The 24,419-nt window shown below is 37.7% G+C and carries 21 protein-coding genes; 7 read left to right on the plus strand and 14 right to left on the minus strand.

Features of this window, described 5'->3' with window-relative positions:
* The first annotated feature begins 120 nt into the window (after window positions 1–120).
* Both EZ449_RS06905 and EZ449_RS06910 read left to right on the plus strand, forming a co-directional pair.
* Window positions 121–702 (plus strand): thymidine kinase, encoded by a 582-nt coding sequence (locus EZ449_RS06905; protein WP_131557229.1) that lies wholly within the window; start codon window positions 121–123, stop codon window positions 700–702.
* A 268-nt stretch (window positions 703–970) separates the two neighbouring features.
* Window positions 971–1,771 (plus strand): NAD(P)-binding domain-containing protein, encoded by an 801-nt coding sequence (locus tag EZ449_RS06910; RefSeq protein WP_131557230.1) that lies wholly within the window; start codon window positions 971–973, stop codon window positions 1,769–1,771.
* 370 nt (window positions 1,772–2,141) lie between these two features.
* Here the strand turns inward: EZ449_RS06910 and EZ449_RS06915 are convergent, their stop codons facing one another.
* The 7 genes from EZ449_RS06915 to EZ449_RS06945 form a co-directional block, all read right to left on the minus strand.
* Entirely contained in the window at window positions 2,142–5,525 is a 3,384-nt protein-coding gene (locus EZ449_RS06915; RefSeq protein ID WP_131557231.1) for a DEAD/DEAH box helicase, read from the minus strand.
* A 48-nt stretch (window positions 5,526–5,573) separates the two neighbouring features.
* Window positions 5,574–6,605 carry a GntR family transcriptional regulator gene (locus EZ449_RS06920; RefSeq protein ID WP_131557232.1) on the minus strand — a complete coding sequence of 344 codons (1,032 nt, stop codon included), beginning with the start codon at window positions 6,603–6,605 and terminating at the stop codon, window positions 5,574–5,576.
* Between the two features lie 46 nt (window positions 6,606–6,651).
* Window positions 6,652–8,031, minus strand: coding sequence for an FGGY-family carbohydrate kinase (locus EZ449_RS06925; protein ID WP_131557233.1), 1,380 nt, complete (start codon window positions 8,029–8,031; stop codon window positions 6,652–6,654).
* A gap of 15 nt (window positions 8,032–8,046) precedes the next feature.
* Window positions 8,047–9,330 (minus strand): sugar isomerase, encoded by a 1,284-nt coding sequence (locus tag EZ449_RS06930; protein ID WP_131557234.1) that lies wholly within the window; start codon window positions 9,328–9,330, stop codon window positions 8,047–8,049.
* A 328-nt stretch (window positions 9,331–9,658) separates the two neighbouring features.
* Window positions 9,659–11,779: a bifunctional aldolase/short-chain dehydrogenase gene (locus EZ449_RS06935; protein WP_131557235.1), complete on the minus strand. Its 2,121-nt coding sequence runs from the start codon at window positions 11,777–11,779 to the stop codon at window positions 9,659–9,661.
* A 26-nt stretch (window positions 11,780–11,805) separates the two neighbouring features.
* Window positions 11,806–12,900 (minus strand): L-rhamnose/proton symporter RhaT, encoded by a 1,095-nt coding sequence (rhaT, locus tag EZ449_RS06940; RefSeq protein WP_131557236.1) that lies wholly within the window; start codon window positions 12,898–12,900, stop codon window positions 11,806–11,808.
* 110 nt (window positions 12,901–13,010) lie between these two features.
* The gene (locus EZ449_RS06945) at window positions 13,011–14,348 is read right to left on the minus strand and encodes an arabinose isomerase (RefSeq protein WP_225872247.1); all 1,338 of its coding nucleotides are present in this window, start codon (window positions 14,346–14,348) and stop codon (window positions 13,011–13,013) included.
* 405 nt (window positions 14,349–14,753) lie between these two features.
* Here EZ449_RS06945 and EZ449_RS06950 point away from each other — a divergent pair, with 405 nt between their 5' ends.
* Window positions 14,754–15,473 (plus strand): SDR family NAD(P)-dependent oxidoreductase, encoded by a 720-nt coding sequence (locus EZ449_RS06950; RefSeq protein WP_131557237.1) that lies wholly within the window; start codon window positions 14,754–14,756, stop codon window positions 15,471–15,473.
* 9 nt (window positions 15,474–15,482) lie between these two features.
* On the opposite strand, the gene EZ449_RS06955 is transcribed toward EZ449_RS06950, so the two are convergent.
* The 6 genes from EZ449_RS06955 to EZ449_RS06980 all read right to left on the minus strand — a co-directional run bounded on the left by EZ449_RS06955 (window position 15,483) and on the right by EZ449_RS06980 (window position 20,716).
* A complete protein-coding gene (locus EZ449_RS06955; RefSeq protein WP_131557238.1) occupies window positions 15,483–16,340 on the minus strand; it encodes an alpha/beta hydrolase in 858 nt (285 codons plus the stop codon).
* A 20-nt stretch (window positions 16,341–16,360) separates the two neighbouring features.
* Window positions 16,361–16,828, minus strand: a complete 468-nt coding sequence (locus EZ449_RS06960) for a pyrophosphohydrolase domain-containing protein (RefSeq protein WP_131557239.1) — start codon at window positions 16,826–16,828, stop codon at window positions 16,361–16,363.
* 361 nt (window positions 16,829–17,189) lie between these two features.
* Window positions 17,190–17,918, minus strand: a complete 729-nt coding sequence (locus EZ449_RS06965) for a LytR/AlgR family response regulator transcription factor (RefSeq protein WP_131557240.1) — start codon at window positions 17,916–17,918, stop codon at window positions 17,190–17,192.
* Window positions 17,919–17,929: 11 nt separating this feature from the next.
* Window positions 17,930–19,132 (minus strand): serine hydrolase domain-containing protein, encoded by a 1,203-nt coding sequence (locus EZ449_RS06970; protein WP_131557241.1) that lies wholly within the window; start codon window positions 19,130–19,132, stop codon window positions 17,930–17,932.
* On the minus strand, window positions 19,132–20,139 hold the full coding sequence (locus tag EZ449_RS06975; RefSeq protein ID WP_131557242.1) for a sensor histidine kinase: 1,008 nt from the start codon (window positions 20,137–20,139) through the stop codon (window positions 19,132–19,134). Before EZ449_RS06975 ends, EZ449_RS06970 begins: the two co-directional genes overlap by 1 nt.
* A 94-nt stretch (window positions 20,140–20,233) precedes the next feature.
* A complete protein-coding gene (locus EZ449_RS06980; protein ID WP_131557243.1) occupies window positions 20,234–20,716 on the minus strand; it encodes a GNAT family N-acetyltransferase in 483 nt (160 codons plus the stop codon).
* 99 nt (window positions 20,717–20,815) lie between these two features.
* Here EZ449_RS06980 and EZ449_RS06985 point away from each other — a divergent pair, with 99 nt between their 5' ends.
* Both EZ449_RS06985 and EZ449_RS06990 read left to right on the plus strand, forming a co-directional pair.
* On the plus strand, window positions 20,816–21,103 hold the full coding sequence (locus EZ449_RS06985) for a hypothetical protein (protein ID WP_131557244.1): 288 nt from the start codon (window positions 20,816–20,818) through the stop codon (window positions 21,101–21,103).
* A gap of 116 nt (window positions 21,104–21,219) precedes the next feature.
* Window positions 21,220–21,822: an LEA type 2 family protein gene (locus EZ449_RS06990; RefSeq protein ID WP_131557245.1), complete on the plus strand. Its 603-nt coding sequence runs from the start codon at window positions 21,220–21,222 to the stop codon at window positions 21,820–21,822.
* A 48-nt stretch (window positions 21,823–21,870) separates the two neighbouring features.
* Here the strand turns inward: EZ449_RS06990 and EZ449_RS06995 are convergent, their stop codons facing one another.
* Window positions 21,871–23,478 carry a S41 family peptidase gene (locus EZ449_RS06995; protein ID WP_131557246.1) on the minus strand — a complete coding sequence of 536 codons (1,608 nt, stop codon included), beginning with the start codon at window positions 23,476–23,478 and terminating at the stop codon, window positions 21,871–21,873.
* A 195-nt stretch (window positions 23,479–23,673) separates the two neighbouring features.
* Between EZ449_RS06995 and EZ449_RS07000 the strand changes: the two genes are divergently transcribed.
* Both EZ449_RS07000 and EZ449_RS07005 read left to right on the plus strand, forming a co-directional pair.
* Entirely contained in the window at window positions 23,674–23,835 is a 162-nt protein-coding gene (locus EZ449_RS07000; protein WP_131557247.1) for a DUF2256 domain-containing protein, read from the plus strand.
* Between the two features lie 153 nt (window positions 23,836–23,988).
* Window positions 23,989–24,414 (plus strand): SRPBCC domain-containing protein, encoded by a 426-nt coding sequence (locus EZ449_RS07005; RefSeq protein WP_131557248.1) that lies wholly within the window; start codon window positions 23,989–23,991, stop codon window positions 24,412–24,414.
* Window positions 24,415–24,419: the final 5 nt, after the last annotated feature.

Raw genomic sequence — 24,419 nt, forward strand, 5'->3', positions numbered from 1 at the left:
ATTTATAACGAATTTTTGGTCGATTTATGTTGGTAACTATGTGTTCAAAAATAACACATAATTATGATATTTGTTCGGTTTAAATTTATAGAGAAGACGTAGGGAAATAAAAAATCGGGGATGTTATTTAGCGAACAAAATTTTAGAAGAAGAGGTGAATTTTCAGGAAGTATTGAAGTGGTTTGCGGCTCCATGTTTTCTGGCAAAACCGAGGAACTCATTCGCAGGTTAAAAAGAGCCCAAATTGCTAAATTGAATGTAGAGATTTTTAAGCCCAGAACAGATACACGTTACCATGAAACCGCGGTGGTTTCCCACGATTTAAATTCCATCAACTCTACACCTGTTGATAGTGCCTCTGCCATTTTATTACTTGGAACGAATACACAAGTGGTTGGAATCGATGAGGCTCAATTTTTTGACGATGAACTTCCTGAAGTTTGCAACAAACTCGCCCTTAAAGGAATACGTGTTATTGTTGCAGGCTTAGACATGGATTTTACAGGTAAACCTTTCGGGCCGATGCCAGCGTTAATGGCTATTGCAGAGCACGTTACAAAAGTAAATGCGGTTTGCGTTTGTTGCGGAAACCCGGCGCTTTACAGTTATAGAACCGTTGCTAACGAGAGTACGGTTTTACTTGGCGAAAAAGAAAGTTACGAGCCACGTTGCAGGGCTTGTTACAATTTGGAAAAAGGATAATTCTTTTTGAAGCGCAAAGCCTGTTCAAAAATCAAAGTTTGTTCCCGTGTTTCGCTTGTACGCTCTGGGCTTCGTTCCTTGCCCTGCAGGGTACCGCTACACCCGGGGCTAAATGGCCAAAAACTGCCAACTTTAATGGCCAAATGCAGAAACACAAATTATAAACCCGACAAAAGCGGCAGCTCCCGATATTTCATCGGGACTATAGCAAATGGCGGGGCTGAAAGCCGCCAAGAATTACAGAACAATAATTTTCAAAAAATTAAGTATGATGAAAGATATTAAAACTGTTTCCATTTTAGGCTGTGGCTGGTTCGGTTTACCCTTTGCAAAAAAGCTTATCCAATTGGGTTATCAGGTTAAAGGTTCTACCACCACTCCAACAAAACTGGCAACCCTGGCCGAAGAAAACATAAGTCCTTTCTTGATTAATTTTACAACCGAGCGTATATCTGCCGATCCAGTTTTTTTTGAAACCGATGTGCTTTTTATCTGCATTCCACCAAAAAGAAACTCAACTGAATTGAACAGTTATCCCGATAAAATAAAATCGATTTTAGCAGCTGCAAAAGATAAAACTAAAAAGGTTGTTTTGGTAAGCTCCACGAGTGTCTACAGTGATGAAAATTTGATTGTAAACGAAGAAAGCGATACAAATCCTGATACCGATTCTGGCAAAGTTGTTCTAGCGGCTGAGTTGCTTGTAAAAGAGTATCGTTCTACAGATTATGCCATTATTCGTTTTGCAGGATTGATTGGACCGAACAGAAACCCTGGGCGATTTTTTGCGGGTAAAACGGATGTTCCAAATGGTTTAGCGCCAGTAAATTTAATCCATCAAACTGATGCAATAGGTATTGCCTGTAAGCTTTTGGAGAAACAGGCATTTGGAAAAATTTATAATGCGTGTGCGCCAAACCATCCTACAAAAATGGAGTTTTATAGTGCTGCAGCTAAGGAATCTGGATTGATTGAACCTACATTTATTACGGAAAAGAAAGATTGGAAGATTGTGGAAAGCCTAAATGTTCCAAAGTATTTGAATTATGATTATGTAGAAAGTATTTGATTTTGGTGTGGAGAATCAACTTGCGAAGTCTCAAAGGCCAAAAGCGCAGCAGGACTTCGACAGTTTCACTCGAGATTTATTTACAAGTCTAACGAAGTTCACCATCTCTCAAACCTAACAAAACTTCGTAAGACGAGTTAACTTGCGAAGTCTCAAAGGCCAAAAGCGCAGCAGGACTTCGACAATTTCATCGATAAGACTGACGAAGTTTACCCATCACAAAACCCAACAAAACTTCGTAAGTCGAGTTAACTTCCGAAGTCTTAAAGGCCAAAAGCGCAGCAGGACTTCGACAGTTTCACTCGAGATTTATTTACAAGACTGACGAAGTTTACCCAATTTCGAACCTAACAAAACTTAATAAGACGAATTAACTCAACAAACCCAACAATTCTTTCTTTGTTAAATTTTTAAATATTCCGCCATCGGTTTGGATAAGATTTTTAACTAAATCTTTCTTTGTGGCCTGCAGCTTCATAATTTTTTCTTCGATCGTATCCGGACAAATTAATCGCACCGCCATTACATTTTTATGCTGGCCGATTCTATAGGCCCTATCTATGGCCTGGTTTTCAACCGCTGGATTCCACCAAGGATCGACAATGTAAACATAATCTGCTTCTGTTAAATTTAGTCCGGTGCCGCCAGCCTTTAAACTAATTAAGAAAACGGAAATATCATCATTCTGCTGAAATGAAGTTACTACCTCTTCGCGTTTTTTGGTTTGTCCAGTTAAATATTCATACTTAATGTCACGGTTTTCCAATTGTTTTTTGATCAGATCGAGCATGGTAACAAATTGAGAAAACACCAAAATCTTGTGCTTTCCAACTTTGCTTTCTATCTGCTCTACCAAAACCTCAATTTTAGATGAAGCTTGCAGGTAAGATTTTCCATCGGCAAGCAAGGCGGCAGAATTGCAAATCTGTCTCAACTGTGTAATACTCTTGAGCACATGCATTGAGTTTTTTGGCAATTCATCTTCCGTTTTGTTCAAAATAAAATCCTGAATTTCCTTTTTGTTTGCTTCGTAAACCTCACGTTGCTCCTCACCCATTTCACAGTATAAAATGATTTCTGTTTTATCTGGAAGTTCTTTTGCAACCTGTTCTTTTGTGCGGCGGAGAATAAAAGGCTTAATCTTTTTTTGAAGTTCCTCAGCTCTTTTGCTATCCTTAAACTGATCTATTGGTGTGGAGTATAAATCAGCAAATTGTTGCTTGCTGCCAAACAAACCAGGACAAGCGAAAGATAGCTGTCCATATAAATCGAACGTATTATTCTCGATTGGTGTACCCGTCATTACCACCTTATTACGCGATTGCAGCATGCGAACGGCCTTATATCTTTGCGATTCTGGATTTTTTATATTTTGAGATTCATCCAAAAAGAGATAATTAAAACGGTAATCTTTTAAGAAACGAATATCGGAAAGTAACGTTCCATACGAAGTAATAATGATCTCGTAATCATCAAAGCTATCGGTAGTCTTGGTTCGTTCGTTGCCATAAATTGTTTTCACCTTAATGGATGGAGCAAACTTTTCTACCTCCGCTTTCCAGTTAAAAATTAAAGATGCCGGAACGACAACGAGATTAACATTGTGCGTTACTTTTTCTCTTTGCGATAAAATGAAAGCCAAAATTTGAATGGTTTTTCCCAGTCCCATATCATCGGCTAAGCAAGAGCCAAAGTTGAAATCATCCAAGAAATTAAGCCAATTTAAACCATCTTTTTGGTAATGGCGCAAGGTTGCAGTAAGCGTTTTTGGTACTTCGACCTCTTGAATGGCATCTGTTCCCTCAAATTTTTGTTTGTATAATTTTAGCTCATTTTTCACATCACCATCCAACAAGGCATCTTCATAAAGATCATTTATTGATGAAAATTTAATCTTGTGCGTTAAAATACTTTCATCGGTTACCTCGCCAGCATTAAAGTAGGCCGCAAATTTTTCTATCCACTGATGCGGCAAAATTCCTTGTGTACCATCATCAAGGGTAACAAATTTACTTTTGTTTCTGATGGATTTATGCAGATGTTTCAGCGCTACTTGTTGTTTACCAAACTTAACTTTCACCTTGGTTTCGAACCAATCTGTTCCACTTAAAACCTCGATATTGATTTCGGGTTTGTGCTCGTTAAGCTTGTTGTTCTTTAGCTGATTGAAGCCAAGAATATGAATGCCCTTACTGCGCCAAGTTTCAAAAGCATCTAAAAACCAAGCCTCCTCCAAAAATCTTTTACGGTGCAGGTAAAAAGAATCGCTGGTTTCCTGATCATAAAAGTAGGGATGCTGTTTTAAAATATTTCCAATGAACTGAAGCTCAACGTCCTCATCACGATGAATCGTGAAAACATTTCCGAGCTTATCTTGCGCTTGAATTTGCTTTTTGGAAAGCACAGGAATCTCTTGATTTCCATAACGCATCACTGGCGTAATGAGAATAAATTCTTCCGATTCGGATAGATAAATCAGCTGCTCATTCTCCAAATCAAAACCCTTTTCCTCAATCTGACTTTTTGTTGCTGGTTTTAAGTAGGAATAATCTACTTGAATACTGCCCTCTAATTGAATTAAAATAGTTTTCTGAAATTCTGGATATTTAGATTTATGCAGAATTAATCGATTGCTCTGCTTTTTAAAGAAACCAATTACACGTAAAAAATCTAGTCGGGTAACGAGGTAAAGTTGATCTTTAAGTTGGATAAAATATTGATGAACAAGCACCAAACTATCCAATTCATAAGATTTACCATCAATAATTAATCGCCCAGTAATTTCGTAAAAATCGTCTTTTTGATTTACCGTTAAACGCAAATCAACATCAAGCACATGCACATTTACGGGAGCAATTGAGGCAGCCTGGATGGTTGAAGATTGCTTTGCATCCTGAAGATAGATGGGAATATTTAGAGGATTTTTTGCAATCGCCCTTAAAGCTTCGATTTCTGCTTCAGCCTGATCGGTATTGTAATTTTGCTGAAAAGTAGCAACGCCGCTATAAAATTTTAGCACATCACTATCGGCTTCCTTAAATAATAAATCGGCTTGATTAATGCTTTTCAAGGGGTTTTTAAGCTTTCCACTTTTTGTGGTTTCAGCTTCGAACAGCGCTAAAGTTAAATTGTTGTAATAACGATGTTGGCCCAAAACCAAAATCATTTTACCCGCTTCTTTTATCTTTTTGGTAGGTTTTGTATTAGCCGTTGGCAGTAAAATATTTTGTAATTGCTGCTGCGCCTCCTTATCAAAAGGCTGTAGGGAATCCATTTTGGGCTTTATCTCTACTTCACCATTTACATGCTTTAAATTGAAAAGTGAATCGAGATTTTTCTCCTTTTCTAAACCATAATCGATGGCAATTTTAGAAAGCTTTTGCCTACGAAGGTTTTCATCAAAGAAAATAAGTAAATCTGGTCGTTGCAGAATATTGTAAAGTACCTGAGCCTGATGTTCGCAAAGTTTATTTTTTGGCGTAACACATCTACAAGAAAGCTTTACCGAATCCTCATTTTGCTGAACTTGAACAACGGGGAAATAAATTGACGAATCGGGAAAGCTAAATGCTCCGAAATCAATCTCTATCTGCTCTGGAAAAAGGGTAAAAAAACCTCTACTATCGGTATGGATTTGTTGATTTAAATGCTTGAGAATAACAATTGCATTCAGATTTTTCAGGTTAAAATCTCGCAGAATATAATCGTATGGATTTATTGCTATTGATTGATCACCTGCTTGCTCTTCCCTCATTTAAAAAAAAATATTGAGGTAAAAATAGCAAATTATCTGAAGCAAAGCCTAAAGTGATTTACGCAAATTGAGGTAAAAAGGAACTTCAATTTTACCAGTTTCGCCATTTAATACAAACGCCGCAGCTTGAGAACCAAGCGCATTGAAATCGGTAGAAATGGTTGTAATTCCATCCAAAATAATCCTTTTAAGTGGCGTCTCGTTATAAGAAATTACGCCAACATCTTTTCCAATCTCTAGCTTTTGAACAATTAGTCTTTCGATTAAAGTAACCAGGTCATCCTCCATTAAATTGATATATACTTCACCAGCACTAATTTCCTCTTCCTTAATATTATGGATTACCTTATGGTTGAAGGCATATTGTTGGCAAAACCGATAAAACCCAGTTAATATTTCGTGGGGATAATAACTGTTTTTTGGGAAGATAATCTTGAGCGTATTGTATTGGGATAATCGATCGAGCGCTTGCTCTAATGCAGCATAAATATCTTGGGCAAAGTTTTGGTAGGCCGCCGCAAAATCGCCAGTAATTCCGGGCAAAAGCTTGTCCAAAATAACGAGTTTTTCCTTTGGAATGGTATTGATAATCTCCGAAGCATTTTCTCCACCCTCTAAAAAATGGGGAATGATGACGAAGTGCGTATATTCATCAAGTTTGGTAGAAATCATTTTCTTGAAGAATACAAAATCGTTGTTGTAGATGTAAAAATCTATTGCTGCATTTTCGCCAATCGCTTTAGTAAAGGAATCGTAAATGATCTTTTTATGCGTACTCAGCTTGTTAAAAAGCAAACAGACCTTAAGTTTTCTAGAAAAATCGGTATTGATAATAAAGTAACCCTTACCCGGAACCGAATCTACAACACCCAATTTACGCAGGTTTCTATAACCTTTTTCTGCCGTATCTCGCGACATTTCCAAGCTAAAACTCAGTTCATTAATCGAGGGCAAAAGACTTCCCTTTTTAAGTTTTCCAGCCTCAATGGCCCCCAAAATAGCATTGGTAAGCTGTTTATACTTTGGGGTTGATGAATATTCATCAATCTGGATGTAGGAAACTAAATCTTCTGGTTTCAAAATAGTGATGGCTAGGATTTCTAATATAATAAAAATCTAGTATAAATTATATCGTTCGCTGAATTGCAGAATAATATTTGAGTTGAATCATATCTGTTGGGGCAGGGTTTGAGTTCCAGGCATCGTTTATTGCCAAGGCCGTTCCAATAGCCGTTGCTTGAGATACCGAAGAAGCATAAACCTCAATATCGGGAATAGAAGTAGCCAAAAGGTGCATGTAAATTGCATTTTTGCCGAAACCACCATCCACAAAAATTCTGCGGACACCCGTATTTAAAATCAGTTTAAGGGAATAAATCTGTTGTTTAATCAAATCGAAAATCAATTGATGATAAGCTTCTTCTGCAGTTTGAAAGATACTCAACTCTCTTTCGCCAAAAGCCGAAACTGCAGAAAATTTCGTTTGATCGCTTTGATTTTCGGGTATTTTATTGGCTAATTTTAAGATTAAACTCGGATTAAACTTTAGGTGTTTAAAAAGATAAGCCGCACGATCGAAATGATCGGCAATTCGCTTTAATTGGATCTCATGCTCATATCCTGCAAAAATTCTCGATGCCTTTATCGGTTTCCCCTTAAAATGCATGTAACAAAGGCAGTCTTGTTTAAGCTCTTCCTTGGTTAAGGGATCTTGATTAAAAGGATTTAAACTGATGCACCAAGTTCCGGTGGAAATCAATACAAATGGCGTATTGAAGTTTGCCAGATAAGGAATTAAAGCGGCAGAACTATCGTGCAAACCTACACCTACCTTAAAGCTTGAACCTTCAAATTTGGTTTCGATACTCGAATCTGCCGCGGTAAATTCTCCAAATTTTTCATTAATTTCTTCTTCCGAAACCCAATTGTGGTATTGGTTTTTGTTAAAATCCCAAAGTTGGGTATGGCAGCCAATACTGGTGATATCTGCCACGGCCTTACCCGTAATCAGGTAGCTTAAATATTGTGGAAGATGGAGCGCCCATTTTATTTTATCGAATACTTCAGGCTTTTCATGTTTAAGCCGGTAAAGCTGCATTCCAGAATTTAAGCTTCCTAAAATTGGCGAGGCCGTTTCCAAAGAAATCTTTTCCTCGCCACCATATTTTGCATAAAATTCATTTTTAAGTGCCTCTGGATATTCCTTAAGGTAATTATACAACGGCGTTAGTGGTTCTCCATTTTCATCGAGATAAACGAAACTAGCACCATAAGTAGAAAAGTTTACTGCCTTAATATCAAATTCCTTCATTTGCAAAACCTGATTCAGCGAATCGTAAACAGAGGACTTTAAACTATCGAGGTTTTCACAAGGCTCGCCATCTTCATCTACAGTCTCTACAAAACGGGCTGAACGTTCGTAAACGATTTGATAGTTTTCATCAATAAGGAAAAGTTTTTTGTTCGTTTTCCCAACATCAAATATCGCAATAACAGGCTTCGGCATTTCTTGGTTTCTAAATTACAATCCTGTAGCAACAGTATTTACACCACGACCATTAACCAAGTTTTTTCTAACATCCAATTCGCGATATAAGCCAATTGGAGATAATGCTGCTCCAGCTCTCAGTCTTGCCTCAGCAACTAAAGCCCTTAAATCGCTACGGAAAGTGTGTTGTAAAATTTCTTGTGCTTTTGCTACATCATTATTATCCTGAGCGGCATTAAGCGCCTTACGATCAACCAATAAAGCCTGGGCATAAGCAATCATAATCGCTTCAACAGATTGCAATAAATCCTCCAAAGGATCTTTCACATTGTGAGATGCATCAATCATCCAACCTAAATCTTTAGCGTGATTCATCCCTTTGGCATCCATTCCCTCTACCAGTTCATTAAAAATCAAGAACAATTGATAAGGCTTGATGCTTCCTGCGGTTAAATCATCATCTCCATATTTAGAATCGTTAAAGTGGAAGCCACCTAATTTCCCTTCCATTAAAAGCAATGCCACAATTTGTTCGATATTCGCATTGGGCAAATGGTGACCTAAATCGACCAAGGTATAAGCCTTTTTGCCCAATTTGCTTGCATAAAGCAATGATTGTCCCCAATCTCCAACTGTTGTTGAATAAAAGTTAGGTTCGAAAGCTTTATACTCCACAAACATTTTCCAGTTCTCTGGCAAGGCAGCGTAAATCTCTTCCAAACTTTCTAAAGTATTTTCAAAAGCCTTGCGGAAATTTAATTGGCCAGGAAAGCACGAACCGTCGGCAAGCCATACTGTTAAAGCATCAGATCCTAGGGAAATCCCTTGTTTGATTACCTCAATATTATGTTCAATCGCTTGCTTGCGAATGGTCTTATTTACATTTTGTAACGAACCAAATTTATAGCTATGCGCCGAACCCGCCTGATCTTGAAAGGTATTTGAATTCATGGCATCGAACCTTAAACCGTAGCTAGAAGCCAAGCTTTTTAAGCTTTCTGCATTTTGTGGAATATCCCATGGAATGTGAAGGGAGATTGCGCCACTTGCACCGTTTAATGCATGTAATAAACCAACATCTTCAATTTTTTCTTCGATCGTGCGTGGCTCTCCGCCCGTAATCGCAAAACGTCCAAAACGCGTTCCACCTGTTCCTAATGCCCAAGATGGAATTGCAATTTGAAAATCAACTAGTTTTTGGATAACGCTTTCTAAATCAACATGCGACCAATCTTCTTTCAAAAAATTAAGTTTACGCTGATGTGAGGTTAATGAGGAGTCGTTGTGTTTTTCTATTTGGTTCTGCTCGATATTCATGAGAATACTTGGTTTTATCAGGTTAATAATTGAGGCAAAAGGTGCCTTTTTGGATCATCATTCATTAATGGGATGATGATATATAAAAAAGTCATTTTCGATCTGTAGCAGGCCACAGATCGAGGGAACAACTTACTAAAACTTAATTTTAAAACTTAGGATCATAAATCCTATTACTTTTTTTCTTACATAATCCGTGTCTCCACAAACCATTTCCATTATTTCTGTTTGTGCGACACAGATCGAGGGGCATTTTACTTACCACCATGGTGTGTGTCTTCACAGACTATTTACCTCATTTCTGTCTGTGGGGACACAGACCGAGGGATTATCTTGCAAATGCCATGGCTACTCCACCATCAACATTTAGCATATTTCCTGTTGATTTGCTAAGCAAGCCACCAACAAAGGCGAAGCATGCATTGGCAATATCATCTGGTAAAATAATCTGATTTAATAAAGTACGTTTTGCATAATATGCAGGCAATTCGGCAACGGTAACGCCATAAGCTTTGGCTCTACCTTCTGCCCAGCCACCAGCCCAGATATTGCTATCACTAATTACCGCATCGGGGTTTACCACGTTAACACGGATATTATCTGCACCCAATTCTGCAGCATTTAGCCTGCTTAAATGTAATTGCGCTGCTTTCGCACTTCCGTAACCTGCGTTATTCGGACCGCTCACCAACGAATTCTTGCTTACAATATTAATGATATCGCCACCAATATCTTGCTTTTGCATCGTATTTGTTGCAGCTTGGGTAATGAAAAATTGGCCTTTAACCAAAACATCATATAATAAATCCCAATCTTTTTCCGTGTGATCGCCAATGGTTTTTGAAATGGATAATCCAGCATTGTTCACCACAATATCAATACCGCCGAAAGCCAATGCCGCAGCATCAAAAGCACCATTTATATCATCCTGACTGGTTACATTTAAAACCGTAGTGCTGTAAGAATCCTTTCCAAATTGTTTTTCGAATTCAGCTCCCGCTTCTTGTAAACGTTCAGCATTCATATCGTTTAAGATGACTACGCCACCTTCTGCAACAAACTTTTTAGCAATTGCCTTACCAATTCCGCCGGCACTACCTGTAATTAAGGCAATTTTTCCAGTTAGTGGTTTTGGCTTAGGCATGCGCTGTAATTTCGCTTCCTCTAACAACCAATATTCGATATTAAAAGCTTCTTGGTGTGGCAATGAAGTATATTCCGAAATCGCTTCAGCACCTTTCATTACGTTTATCGCATTGATATAAAATTCTGCAGCAACCCTTGCGGTTTGTTTATCCTTTGAAAAAGTAAACATCCCAATTCCAGGATATAGAATTACTACCGGATTGGTATCGCGAATGGCTGGACTATTATCGTGTTTACAAGTTTCGTAATAATCCGTGTACATTGCTCGGTAAGCTTCAAAAGCTGGCAATAAAGTTTCCTTAATAGCTTTTGTATCACTTAAATCGGCATCAGTTTTTAAATCTAAAACCAACGGACTAATCTTCGTTCTTAAAAAGTGATCAGGACAACTGGTTCCCATTGGTGCCAGGCGACCAAGATCGTTGGAGTTAGTAAATTCTAAAACTCGAGCATCATCAGTGAAATGACCAATCATGTGTTGTTTAGAAGAGCATAATCCACGTAAAATCGGCGCTAAAGTAGCTGCTTGTTTTTTACGTTTTTCCCCATCAGCACTCTCTATTTTTTGTCCGCCGAAAACCGGACCTTTCTTGCCGTAGTTTTGAGCAAGATAATCGGAACAGATTTCGATAACTTCTAAGGTATTCAAATAACTTTCGTAAGCCGTATCGCCCCAAGTGAATAAACCGTGAGATCCTAACATAATTCCACGAATGCCTGGATTTTCATCAAGACATTGTTTCAATTGCAAACCAAGCTCAAAACCTGGTTTCTTCCATTCTACCCAGCCGATAGTACCTCCGAAAAGTTCTTGTGTAATTTTCTTACCGTCTTTTGCAGCCGCAATAGCTATTGCAGCATCTGGATGTAAGTGATCGATATGTTTAAATGGTAAGAAGCCATGTAATGGTGTATCGATTGACGGCGCTTTTGAACTTAGATCGAAAATGCAGTGGTTAAACAATTCCACCATTTCATCTTCATGTTCTACACCACGGTAAATATTTTTAAGACTGCGTAAGCGATCTACATAAAGTGCAGCCAAGCCGCTTTTTTTCAATGTTCCCAAATCGCCACCAGAACCTTTCACCCACATTACTTCGGTTTCCAAACCTGTAAGCGGATCCGTTTCCATTAATTTACACGATGTATTTCCGCCACCATAATTGGTTAAGCGTAAATCGGCACCCAATAAATTAGAGCGGTAAATTAGTAATGCAACTTCATCTCCAGCCAGTTTTGCGGCTTCATCTTCATTCCACAAATAGCTTACGTGATTATAACTTTTCGTTTCGATTGACATTATAGTATTTTTTATTTTTTTATGATTTAACCTTTAATTGAATTGCCGTAACCTACAATTAGCACCGATACAATGATCGTCACGATACCCACTATAACCGTTACCAGCGTTTTTTTCGATACACCTTTCCATTCCTTTAATACCAAGCCCCAAATGTTTGCGATTAGGATGATGAATGCCATGTGCAAGATCCAAGAACTTGCGCCATTGCCCATTTTGCTCTCTCCCATTCCGTAGAAGAAGAATTGTAGGAACCAAGTTGTTCCGGCGAGTGCAGAAAAAATGTAGTTTTTTAATAGCGGCGTTTTTGCATTGGTATAATCGCCGAATGTTTTATTTCTGGCGTTTAAAACCATGCACCAAATAAAGTTGGTGGTTAATCCGCCCCAAAGTACAATGATATAGGTAACGTTATTGGAGAAGAGAAAGTTCCCTGTTTCTGCTGGATTTGCAGCTTTCCAAACTGCATTTGCAACATCAGCCATTGGCTTGCCAGCTTCGATACCGAAGTTGAAACAAGCACTTAAAACGCCAGATACAATACCAACGAATAAGCCTAACCCGAATTTAAATTCCGTTTTAACTTCTAATCCATGAGGATCGGTAACATCGGTTTTAATTTCTCGTTCCTTTAACATACCTGCCCTACCGCAGATGATAATTCCGAGTACACAGACCAACAGCCCTAACAGCACCATCCTACCCCAATCGGTATGCAGGAACATGGAAAAAGTATCCTTACCAGCTTGAGGAAAAACATCAAAATAAATGGATGGCAGGATGGAGCCCAGCACCATGCACAAACCCAAAATGATGCTACTACCTAAAGAAACGCCAAGGTAGCGAACGCCCAATCCGTAAGTTAGGCCTCCAATACCCCAAAGTATCCCGAAGAAATAGGTTAACATTAAGATTTTCCCATCCGTGGCAACAATAATATCCGTAAAATTTGGAATGGTTAAATAAGCGGCCAAAGGTGGAACGATAAGCCAAGAAAAAATCCCGCCAACGATCCAATAACTCTCCCAAGCCCAACCTTTAACTTTCTTATATGGTATGTAAAAACTACCGGATGCGAAACCTCCGATAAAATGAAAAAATACGCCTAGAATTGCTTGCATGCTCTTTTTTTGATATTTGGTTGGTCTAAAATAGAAAATCGATAAAGTTTAACTGTTATGCACTGTTATGCTGTTGCCGTAAATTGGCCAGACTGATCAACGCATTTTGATTAGCAAATTTTGATAGATTCGATGCCCAGCAAACTCGCCAATTTCTCTAATTTAGCCCCAATATGCCCGATACCAACCGCACAATGATGTGCTGGTCCGTTGGCATTCCAATCACCTACAAACTCTTTTGCCCCAATTGGAAATCTGTATCGGCTATTGGTATTTCCAATCTCTAATATCGGACCGGCAACTGATTCTCCATGGGCAATTAAAAAAAAGATTTTACCGCTATTTTCAACTACAGAAAGTAAGGTTACTGCTCCATGTTTAACCGACATTTCTACCGATAACCCGCTACCCACTTTGCCATGGTAAACCTGAAGTGGTTTTACTTTTATCTTGCCTTGGGCTATGGCCAAATGGCCTGGTCCATCGTGCCCCATGAGTACGATATCATCCTGAAAATCCATGGCATAATATTCTGTAAAGGAGCCGCCAACGCCAAAGCTATCCATAATCTTCATGGCCTGTGCATTTTTGATCTCATACTCGCCAGCAACGGGAACCCCATTTGCAGTAAGCAATGAATTGCCTAATATAATTGAGCTCATGGTTGCCGCATTGGCATTTCCTGTGCCTTTGTGGTAATAGGCTAAAGACCCAAGTGTATATTTTGCAACCAATTTGTCTAAGGCAACGGCAGTTTTAGCTGCATTTTCTATTTCATTTTTTTCGCAAGATGGATCTACTTCGAAAACAGCAAAAAACTCTTCCACCTTCTCGTCTATTTCTGATGGAGAAACTCGGCTAGCCAGATCGGTAAGTTCATCGGGTTCAATAATCTCAACATGATTTCCAAAAACGGCGCACTGCAAGGTAATGTCTGAGTAGATATCCAACATGCCGCTGTAATAATTACCCATTAAGCCAAGGGTATTGTTGCTCATGATGTGCGCTACTTTTGCGGCCTCGACCCATTCACCAATCTCCGTCCAGGTTTCCGCATCATTTAAAACTCCCGTAATTTGATGAAACTGAATTCCCGAGCGCTTAAAAACATTGGCAATTTCTGGCACGGGACAAGCGGAGCAAAAGGCTAACCACTCGCCAGTCATTTTTGTACGATCATTTAAGTTGTTAAAGGTTTTATAATTGATTGCCTTTTCTGGTGCCAAATTCAAAACAATAACGGGAACTTTTGCCCTCCTAACCACGGGTAATACCGTTGATGAAAGCGCATAAGTAGTGACGTACAAAAAAATCACATCAACATCGCCCTTTTTAAAATCATGCCCGGCGGTAAAGGCTTTTTCAGCATTATCTATCAATCCTAAATTTAAAACCTCAGCTCCAAAAGCATTCAACCTATTCTCTGCTTCATTGAGGTAACCAATCAAGCGGTTTTCAAGTCCATCGAATTGTGGTCAGTAGGTATCTAAACCTATGCCGAATAAACCGATTTTAAAATTATGTTTAGTCATGATTTTGATTTTTAAGCTTTGAAATTATTTTTTTATAACTGATGGCGATAAATCTATCTTGAATTCAGCAGCTCTTGAAATGATATTTGTCGGTGAAGTATTTCCAATGGTATCTATATCGGGTTAGCGCTGATGTTGAGACATCCTAAATTATGGAAAGCTTTCTGAAACAAGTCAATTATGGTAGGGATAATCAAAAGGTCTATCAAAAAATTACAAATTGGGGGTTGAGGGAAAGCCAAAAAAAATCATTTTACGAGTGTAGGATTGTAAAATTCTGCACAAGTAAAACTAAAGTGTTGTTTTTGAAGTATAGCTAGCATGGATTTCAGTAATAAGAACATATTGGTAGTTGGCGGAAGCTCGGGCATTGGTTTAGCCTTGATAAAAGACCTTGTAGAAAAAGGTGCTACAGTTTACAACGCCTCGAGAACGAGCAGCGAAGAATGGCCAGCGGGCATAAAGCACCTCAACCTCGATGTACTGGAAAAACTAGATGACCTAACCACATTTTTACCAACCGAATTACATGGACTTGTTTATTCTGTAGGAAGCATTACGCTAAAGCCTTTCGGTAGAGTTTCGGAAGATGATTTTATAAATGATTACCGTTTAAATGTAATTGGTGCGGCAAAAGTGATTCAACAAGCCTTGAAAAACCTTAAGGCTGCTGGTGCATCTTCTATCGTTTTAATCAGTTCGGTTGCGGCACAAACAGGAATGGGTTTTCACAGCAGTATTGCAGCAGCAAAGGCTGGTGTTGAGGGACTGACTAAATCACTGGCTGCAGAATTTTCAGCGATTAAAGTTAGGGTAAATGCTGTGGCGCCATCACTTACTGATACCAGATTGGCCGCTAGCTTGTTAAATAGTGATGACAAGAAAGCTGCTTCTGCAAAAAGACATCCACTGGGAAAATATGGCAACCCAGAAGATATTGCGGCAGCAATTACTTTTTTACTTGCCGATGAAAGTAATTGGATTACCGGACAAATCATTAATATTGATGGCGGTATGGGAAGCCTGAGAACTAATCTTTAAACAGCGTAATCAGTTTTCGCTAATTGCATTGATAACAAGTGTAATCACTTCTGGCGCTTTAACAATCTTGAAATGTCCAATATCATTAAAGCTAGTCGATTTTATTTCTTTATTCTTATCTAGAAATTCTTCGAGAAAAGGATAGGGTGAAATATGATCATCAGGATCGAAAGCTAGAATATGTTTGATGGATTTATCCAAATGGTAAAGATCCAAAAGGTTGAAATAACTGGCAGGAACCTTAACCTCAACAGCAAAGTTTTTAAAGAAAATCTCCTGATCTGATTTACTCACCATTAAGGAATCTAAACTTTGCTCGAAATTCTCTTTTAACCTGATTAACGGCGCAATGCTGATGAGCAACTTAGGCTTAAACTCCAAATCTTGCAAAGCTAAAATATTTGCCATTCCGCCCAAAGAGTGACCGATAACAAATTCGATTTCTTCGTATTGATCAAAGATTGCCTTTACCGAATCGCGGTAGAGAATGAGGTTAGAAAGTTCGGATATAGAACTTCCATTCCCCGGTGCATCGAAAGTAATAATTTCTACATCCTCTAACTTCTGCAGCTCTACAATAAGTTCGTAAAAATCTAACGCCTTTGATGCCCAACCGTGGGTGAGCAATATTTTCCTTTTGCCATTCCCCCAACTGAAACAGTTGACTGTAACATTATCTTGGGTAAAATATTCATCAAATACCTGTAAACTAAATTGTTTGGATTCGGCTATCAGTTGCTCTTGATGTAAGCGCAAGGGCATTTTTGGAGAATAAAGCACGAACTTACGAATAAGGGTATCTCTACTCGGCCCAGGCTCATTGGCAGAGGTGCTGATCTCTTTTACAATCTGTTTTAATGTCTTCAATCCTCAGTTATAAATAACAATTAAACCAAAAGTCCTTTAATATCTGCGGGAGAATAGTTGATTGATTTTAGCGTTTTATCATCCCCTTTTCTGAAAACCAAGAACAGTCCATCAATTTCCTTGTAGTAAGATTCCGTTTGATCCTTATCGAAATAATGTTTGATGGTTTGCTCCGCCTCCTCTACAGTTTTGCAGGCTTTGCTCATGTTAGAACGATGAACTTCATCAAACAATGTTTTAAACTTTCCGCCCAAACCAAATTCATGAATTGCTCCAGCCAGAACGTACTGTAAATCGCAAAGTGCATCTGCAACTTCCACTAAATCGTCGTTTTCTACAGCTTCCTGCAATTCCTTTAATTCTTCAGCCAATAGCGAAATTCGAAGGTTTGCCCTTTGCTTCGATGGAATAATTGGCGTTTCTAAAATAGGATGCTTAAAAGTGGTATGAAATTCGGCAACTTGGTTTAAGGAATTCGTTTCTTGCATGGTATCGTTTGATTTAATCTTCTGCGGCAAACTTAAAAAAATAGAAGTAAATATTAAGGGTTAGTCGGTTAAATGTTTTAATTGCTTAATCGACATGGCGTTTATCTAATTTCAAACTTTAAATATGGTTAAAACCTTTTGGCACAAAAAGGTTTTTAACGCAAAGGGTTCAAAGCTTTCGCAAAGAAGAATTAAGTATGATTGAAGTGTTGGATTCAAAAATCCTCCCCTGCCCCCTCGAGCGGGGGAAACCACTCATAGTTTGAAAACAATCCGAGCTTACATTTTCCTTAATTCACCGATTAAATAATTAACCAGTTTCAACAGTTCAAACAATAGAACAATTGAACAATTCTAACACTTAACCTTTCTTCCCTTCACGCACTACCTTAAAAAATTCTTCCTTGTAAGTTTCTCCTATCGGGATGGATTGATCGTTGATGTAAACCGTATTTCCATCGATCATTTTTATTTTTTCTATCGAAATGATGTACGATTTATGGATGCGGTAAAAAGGTGGTTTTGGCAATTCGACTTCCAGCTCCCGCAAAGCCTGATAAGTGACGATTCGTTGGCTTGCCGTGTATACTGATACATAGTTTTTCAATCCCTCAATATAAAGGATTTCGTCGTAGTTAACCTTGATGAATTTATTCTTTGTGTCGCCTTTAATGAAGATAAAATCATTTCCCTGAGGATATGGAGCAACTATTTCCTGCTGAACAGGCACAATTGGTGCTAAAATTTGTTGCGCTTTTGTAGCGGCTTTATAAAAACGCTCGTAGGAAATTGGTTTTAAAAGATAATCTACAACATCCAGATCAAAACCCTCTAGCGCATATTCTGGATAGGCCGTGGTGAGGATTACCTTACATTTACCACCGCAGATTTTAAGAAACTGAATTCCAGTTAATTCTGGCATCTGAATATCCAAAAACACTAAATCGACTTTCCCTTCGTTTACCAAATTTAAAGCTTCAAAGGCGTTGGTCGTGGTTCCAACCAATTCTAAAAAAGGTGTTTTGGTAATAAAGGCAGCGATAATATCAGATGCATAAGATTCATCATCAACAGCAAGGCAACGGATCATAGTTTAAAAATTTAAAGTTGTCGTCCTATTTTTGGAATAAAATTTTCAAAGTTTATTTGTCTATTCGGATAGTTCCCCATCCTCACAATTATGACTTTATTTTTTGGATTAACATATACAAACTGACCAAGAATTCCCTCAGCAGTATAATCATTTGCCTTTACCTTAAAATAGTAACCATTGTATTTTGTTTTTTTAATATCCGCACTAATTTTCAATTTAGCAAGTGCAGCATTGGCGCTTTCCAAATCCTTAAAATAGCGAAAATCATAACAAGCCCACCATTGATTTTTATAACCCAGCTGATCGAGTGTATCTGGATTTGTTGTAGTATCCATCCACCTTTTGGATATAATTTGATTTCCATCCCAGTTTCCATTTTTAAGATACAGCCTACCAAGTTTGGCAAAATCTATCGCCGTTGCATTAAAGCAGCAAAAAGCTTTGGCGGTTTTTTGGTTATCTAAACTCCAAAGCGCATTAGATTCGGCGCCTAAAGGTTGCCACAAATATTCGGCTAGCAGATCCTGAATTTGTCTTCCACTTGCCTTTTCTAAAATTGCCGACAGAATCTGCGTATTTACACTTTGGTATTCAAATTTTAATCCTGGCTCACCCTTCATCTTTAGGTTAGCAATCTGATTATTTAACGAGCTGCCATAATATAACTTTGTAATTGCAGAAAATGGTGTTTCTTTATTTTCATCATAATCTATTGCAGAGCGCATATCCAACACATGCTGAATGGTAAGCTTTTTAAAACGTTCATCATTCTTTTCTAAAGTAGGCAAATATTTAATAACCAGATCGTTTGATGAATGAATAATGCCTTTATCAATGGAAATTCCCATTAAGGTAGCAACGAATGATTTTGCTACCGAGAAACTTGGATGCAATGTATTCTGATTTACGTTTTCGGCAAAACGCTCATAAATGATTGTATCGTTTTTGATAATCAGAAATGCGTTGGTGTTGGTTCGGTTGAGAAAGGTGTCCAAATAAATTTTTAACTGCTGATGTTGGATTTGATTGGCTCCAGCAATAAAACGGAATGGTTCTTTTGCTGGCAATATTCTTGCATTTCTAAATTTAGAACTGTCTGCTAAATCTGGCTGCCACCATCGAGTAGCCCGAATAGGTGCACAAGCCGAAAATAAAGACAGGCTAATTAATAGAACAAATAATGTGGAGCGTTTGCTTAGAGAATTAATCATCAGATATTCAAGATTAAAGTGGTTTTGTAAGTATTTCCATTGTTAGAAACCAATAAATCATGTTTCTCCGGGTAAATCAAATCCAATCTCCGTTGAATATTCACCAAACCAACGCCACTTGAATGGTCCTTTTGTGCATGACTGATTTTATTGCTCACTTCAAAACTCAATCTATTATTTTGAACTTTTAACTTAATGCGAATAGGCTGTTTTTCATCATTTACCACGCCATGTTTAAAGGCATTTTCTACAAATGGAATCAACATTAAGGCTGCAACTTTCTGATTTGCAATCCCATCAGTTGTAAATTCTACATAAAAATTGGGTTCAAAACGCATCTTAAATAACTCGATGTAACTTTCCAAATATTCAACCTCTTTGGTTAAGGTTACCTTTCCATCCGGACTTTCATTTAAGGTATAACGCATCAAATCTGATAGACGCAAAACCGCATTAGCCAATTTATCTGAAACTGGAATGGCCAAAGAATACACGTAATTTAAAGTGTTGTATAAAAAATGCGGATTAATCTGCGATTTAAGAAAGGCCAATTCCGATTTAACTACTTCATCTTTCAACTTTCGATTTGAAATCTCAGACTTAAAATTCTGCTCAACACTGAAAACCGCAGCAGGAATAACCAAAAAAGAAATGCTATAATAAATGTTATCTGAGATATACTTTGCCATTGGTGTATCTTCAGAATAATTCTTCATCCCAAACCATTGGAAATATAAAACTTGTTCTATAAAATACCGCATAGCGATGAATAAAGCCATGGTAAATAGAATTCCTAAAATAAGTTGAGGAATTTTACCTCGTTTTAGAAACGATGGATACAGCCATAAATAGCAAACGTAAAATTCCACAATTTGGATGAAATTCATGGAAATATCAAAGGCTGCCGCACGAAGCGTTACGCCCTTAATTAAAATTTCTCCATAGAAATAAGCTAAAACCAAGACCCAGCAAAGGATGTGAATGGAAATAATTTTGATTTTCTTCATGGTTTAAAGCTAGAGAATGTGTGGCTTTGATGGAATATTGTTATTCCAACACCTTAAAAAATTATCCCAACACCTTGTTTACAGTAAATATTGGTTACAGCACCAACAACATCCAAACATTACATGCAAAATGGCCTGAATTTCCCAATGGTGCAGATAATTTCTTAAATCCAACTTTTTCATACATAGAAATTGCTGTTTTAAGTTCTGGAAAAGATTCCAAATACACCTCATTATAACCGAAATGTTGGGCAGACTCAATGCTTTTCTGCATCAACATTTTGCCAACACCTTTTCCCCTAGCTGCAGCCGAAGTATAAAGCTTTACCAGTTCCACACAACCATCGGGCAAGCCAGAAGTGGGATAAATTCCACAGCCTCCAATTAAAAGTCCATCTTCTTCTGCAACCCAATAATCGGACTGTTTAGCCGTAAAGACATTAAATAAGTGATCTGTTGTTGGATCTGTATAAACTGTACCAGGCTTATCGATTTTAAATTCTCGAAGAATGGTTCTGATTACTTCTGCAAGTTCGGTGTTATCTTTTTCCTCAATTTTCCGGTAGGTAATGGCCATGGCGTTTTTTCTTCAAAGTTAAAAATCCAGCGATAAGCTTTAAAGAAAAATCAAACAAATTAGCTACACAAATCATTTAATAAAGAAACAGATACTATCATGGAAAACGAAAAGGATAAAACAAATGAAGCGCAAACGAATTCGCACCCAAAACCAACTGATGATATACAATTGGAAATTGAAACCGTAGTTCCGTCAGCAGAAAAAGAAGAATCTACAATAACTAAAGATGATTCATCAAGCGAGGAAGATAAGGAAGTGCACAAAAAACCAGAAGAGAAAATAGATGCCGATGAAAAGGAGGAGGTTACTGAGGTTAACGAAAATAAGGATAATTCGGACGATGACCATGCTGATAAAATTGAGACAGTTACACCGAGTGCCTAAGTTAAGATAGAATAAAGTGCAACCACTGAAATAGATTAATTATTTTGGCGTTATGTTTGCACTATAGAAATGCCCATTAATTACGGGCATAATCTCTATTACTTAATACACACAAAATGAAACAGAAATTATTGATCTGTCTTTTAACTGTCGGCCTCTTTGGTTGCGGCATTAACAGGCAAGCGCAACAAATTAAAGCGTTAGAAGACTGCACCTATAAAATTACAGGCGTTCAACAAGTATCCATCGCCGGCACAGATGTTAAAAAACTGATGGAGCAGCAGAGCTTTAGTTTAACAAGTTTACCAGGTGTTGCCCTTGGTTTGTTAAGAAAAGACATTCCATTAAAAGCCAACCTTAATCTCGAAATCACTAATCCGTCGGCAAATCTTGCTGCCATTAATCAGTTTGAGTACAAAATATTGGTCAACAATACCGATTTAGCTGAAGGTGTTATCAATCAGAATGTTAGTATTGCCCACGGACAAACCGTAACCGTTCCTGTTCAATTAATCAGTAATATCTATGGATTAATCTCTAACGGAAATGTTTTCAATGATATTATGAAAGCGGCTCAAAAAGGATCTTCATCAAAAGATGAAAAACTTGGTTTATTAACGATTAAGATTAAACCAACATTCATGTTAGGAGGTACTCCAGTAAAATATCCAGGGTACATTACCATTAATAAAGATATTAGCAGTAAAATTTTGCTGTAAAAACAGTACAAAAAAGCCCTCAAAATTATTTAGGGCTTTTTTGTGCATTTAGAATTTCCTGTCGGGAGTCATCACCATTCCTTTAAATCCATTTTGATCAAGACTTTCTGTAACTGATTTAATTTCATCAGAAGATAGTTTTGTTTGCATTATCGTAGAGGTAGCGCCTAAACTCCCTGTTTTTGTTCCGGTGCTAATGAAACTACCAGACTTGGCGTATAGTAATGCATATCCCAATAAGGTTTCAGTTTCATCGCCCCATGCTTTGGTTAAGTCCTCGTAAGCTTCCTTATCTACGGTTAATCCTGAGTAATAACCTCCAACACCCGCTTGATTCTTAGTTTCAAACTCTGGAATGTACATATCTATCTTATCGATCCTTACGGGGAAAAACCCAACTGGCTTGCCATATGTGGTTGCTCCAATCAGTTTAACATCCATAACTGGTTTTAAGCTATTAATGGTGAGTTCACTGGCGGAAGCTGTAGAACCGGTAACAATAAAATATACCCTGCTTAAAGTCAAGGAACCAGATTTTGCAAATTTCTCGATATTATCAGCCGCTGATGGCGAATAGTTTAAGTCGGCATATGTGGCGTATTTTCCGTTTACACCTGTAGTAAAGTTCTGAAGATTTCCAGAACCATCAAGCAGAGGTTGGTTAATTAATACTGATGCTTTTCTTGCAGCATTTGTAGTTAGTCCCTGTAGATAACTATTATAATAATAGGTAAACATTGTGCTACCGGTTTGTGCGGTGGGTGCGGCAAGATTAATAATTTGCGTAGCTGTAGATACATAACCTCCACCGTTATACCGTAAATCGACAACTAGTTCTGTTACGCCTTGGTTTGCAAAATTTGCGAATGTAGTATTTAAGGCTGCGGAAACATTGTTTGTATAACTGTTAAATACGATGTAACCCACTTTTTTTGTACCAACCGTATAAACACTGGTAAATAATATTGGGTTAACAGTATATGTAGAACTCGCAACCACTATATTTTTAGATGTTCCATTCAAATCGGTAAAGGTTAAGCTCACACTGGCGTTACTTCCAAAAATAGCATCATTTAAAAAGCTAACATTGCTGGTATTATAAGTTAGAGTTGTTCTTCCATTTATACTGGTCAACTTGCAACCACGTGTCAATCCTTGCAGTGCAGCTGGCGAATTTGGATAAACATATTTCACACGCAAATCTGTAGTGGTGTTGTACATTACCGAAAAACCGTAGTCATTGGCTGATCCATTTACATCAGCCTTTAAAGCTCCCGTTTTTCCGGAAGTGGCGGTATAATCGAAAAAAGAATATTTTGGATCAGTTGAATTAGCAACATATTCATAGGGCTTTCCTGTTGATGGATCCATTGAATATTGGGTCATAGCGTAAAGCTCAGTTTCGTTTGAGCTAAATCCACGGGGATTAAATGCGGCGTAGGTTGGTAATGAGGCATTCCAATAATAAAGCTCCTTTCCATACAAAAAAATTGAATCCTTGATTAGTTCAGCCCGAGTGCCAGAAGCAACATTGGTTGTAGGGGTGGCAAATGGTGTGCTGACAATTTCAGGCTCAGTAGTATTCTTCTTGCAAGATGTAATGGCCATAAAGAGACATGCCAGAACTAAAGTGCATACAATTTTGTTGTTTCTCATGAAAACTTTTTAAGGATATGTTTGATATACGGATTTACAGATAATTTGGTTGTGTAAGTGTATAGCTTTTCCATTTAACAAACTAAATTTAATCGGAATTATTATTTTGAAAATTAAATATATGGTTGAATAGGTAGAGTCTGCCGATTAAATTATCTTTTCGTGAGCATTGGTTATTTATAAATGTAAAATTTAATGAAAAATATTAAGAAACAAGATCTTCCAACAAAGATCTGTAGCATTTGTAAACGCCCCTTTATATGGCGAAAGAAGTGGGCCAAAAATTGGGATGAGGTTAAGTATTGCAGTGAAAGATGCAGAGATACGAAAGAATTATCTGCCATTTCTACCCCTTAAAATGTCTTCTTTGCACCTTAAAAACCTCATTAAATCTTTCGATATTTACCTAATAGTATTTACTAAATCAAAAGGAATGATTAGTTAATCTTGAAAGCTTGCTTGATATGCATAATTGCAAGCTGCCTGTTACAGTGTTTAAAAGACTATATTATGGAAAAGATCACAATTAAGACAGACATTAATGCCAAAGCAGAAAAAGTTTGGCAGATACTTTTTGGCGTGGAAAGTTATCCAAAATGGGCAGCTGCTTTTATGGAAGGCTCTCAAGCGGCAACCGATTGGAAAAAGGGAAGCAAGGCCTTATTTACTGATGGAAAAGGTAATGGAATGGTTGCTATAATTGAGGAAAACATTCAAAACAAATTTCTTTCGATAAAACATTTAGGTGAATTAAAAGATGGGAAAGAGGAACTACAAGATTGGGGAAATGCCTTAGAAAACTACACCCTAGAAGAACATAATGATCATACAACGCTCATTATAGATATGAATGTTAACGATGAATGGAAAGATTATCTGGTAAAAACCTGGCCAAAGGCGCTAGAAAAAGTTAAGGAACTAGCAGAAGCTGGATAATTATT

The sequence above is a fragment of the Pedobacter frigidisoli genome, assembly GCF_004331675.1.
In the GTDB taxonomy this organism is placed as follows: Bacteria; Bacteroidota; Bacteroidia; order Sphingobacteriales; family Sphingobacteriaceae; genus Pedobacter; species Pedobacter frigidisoli.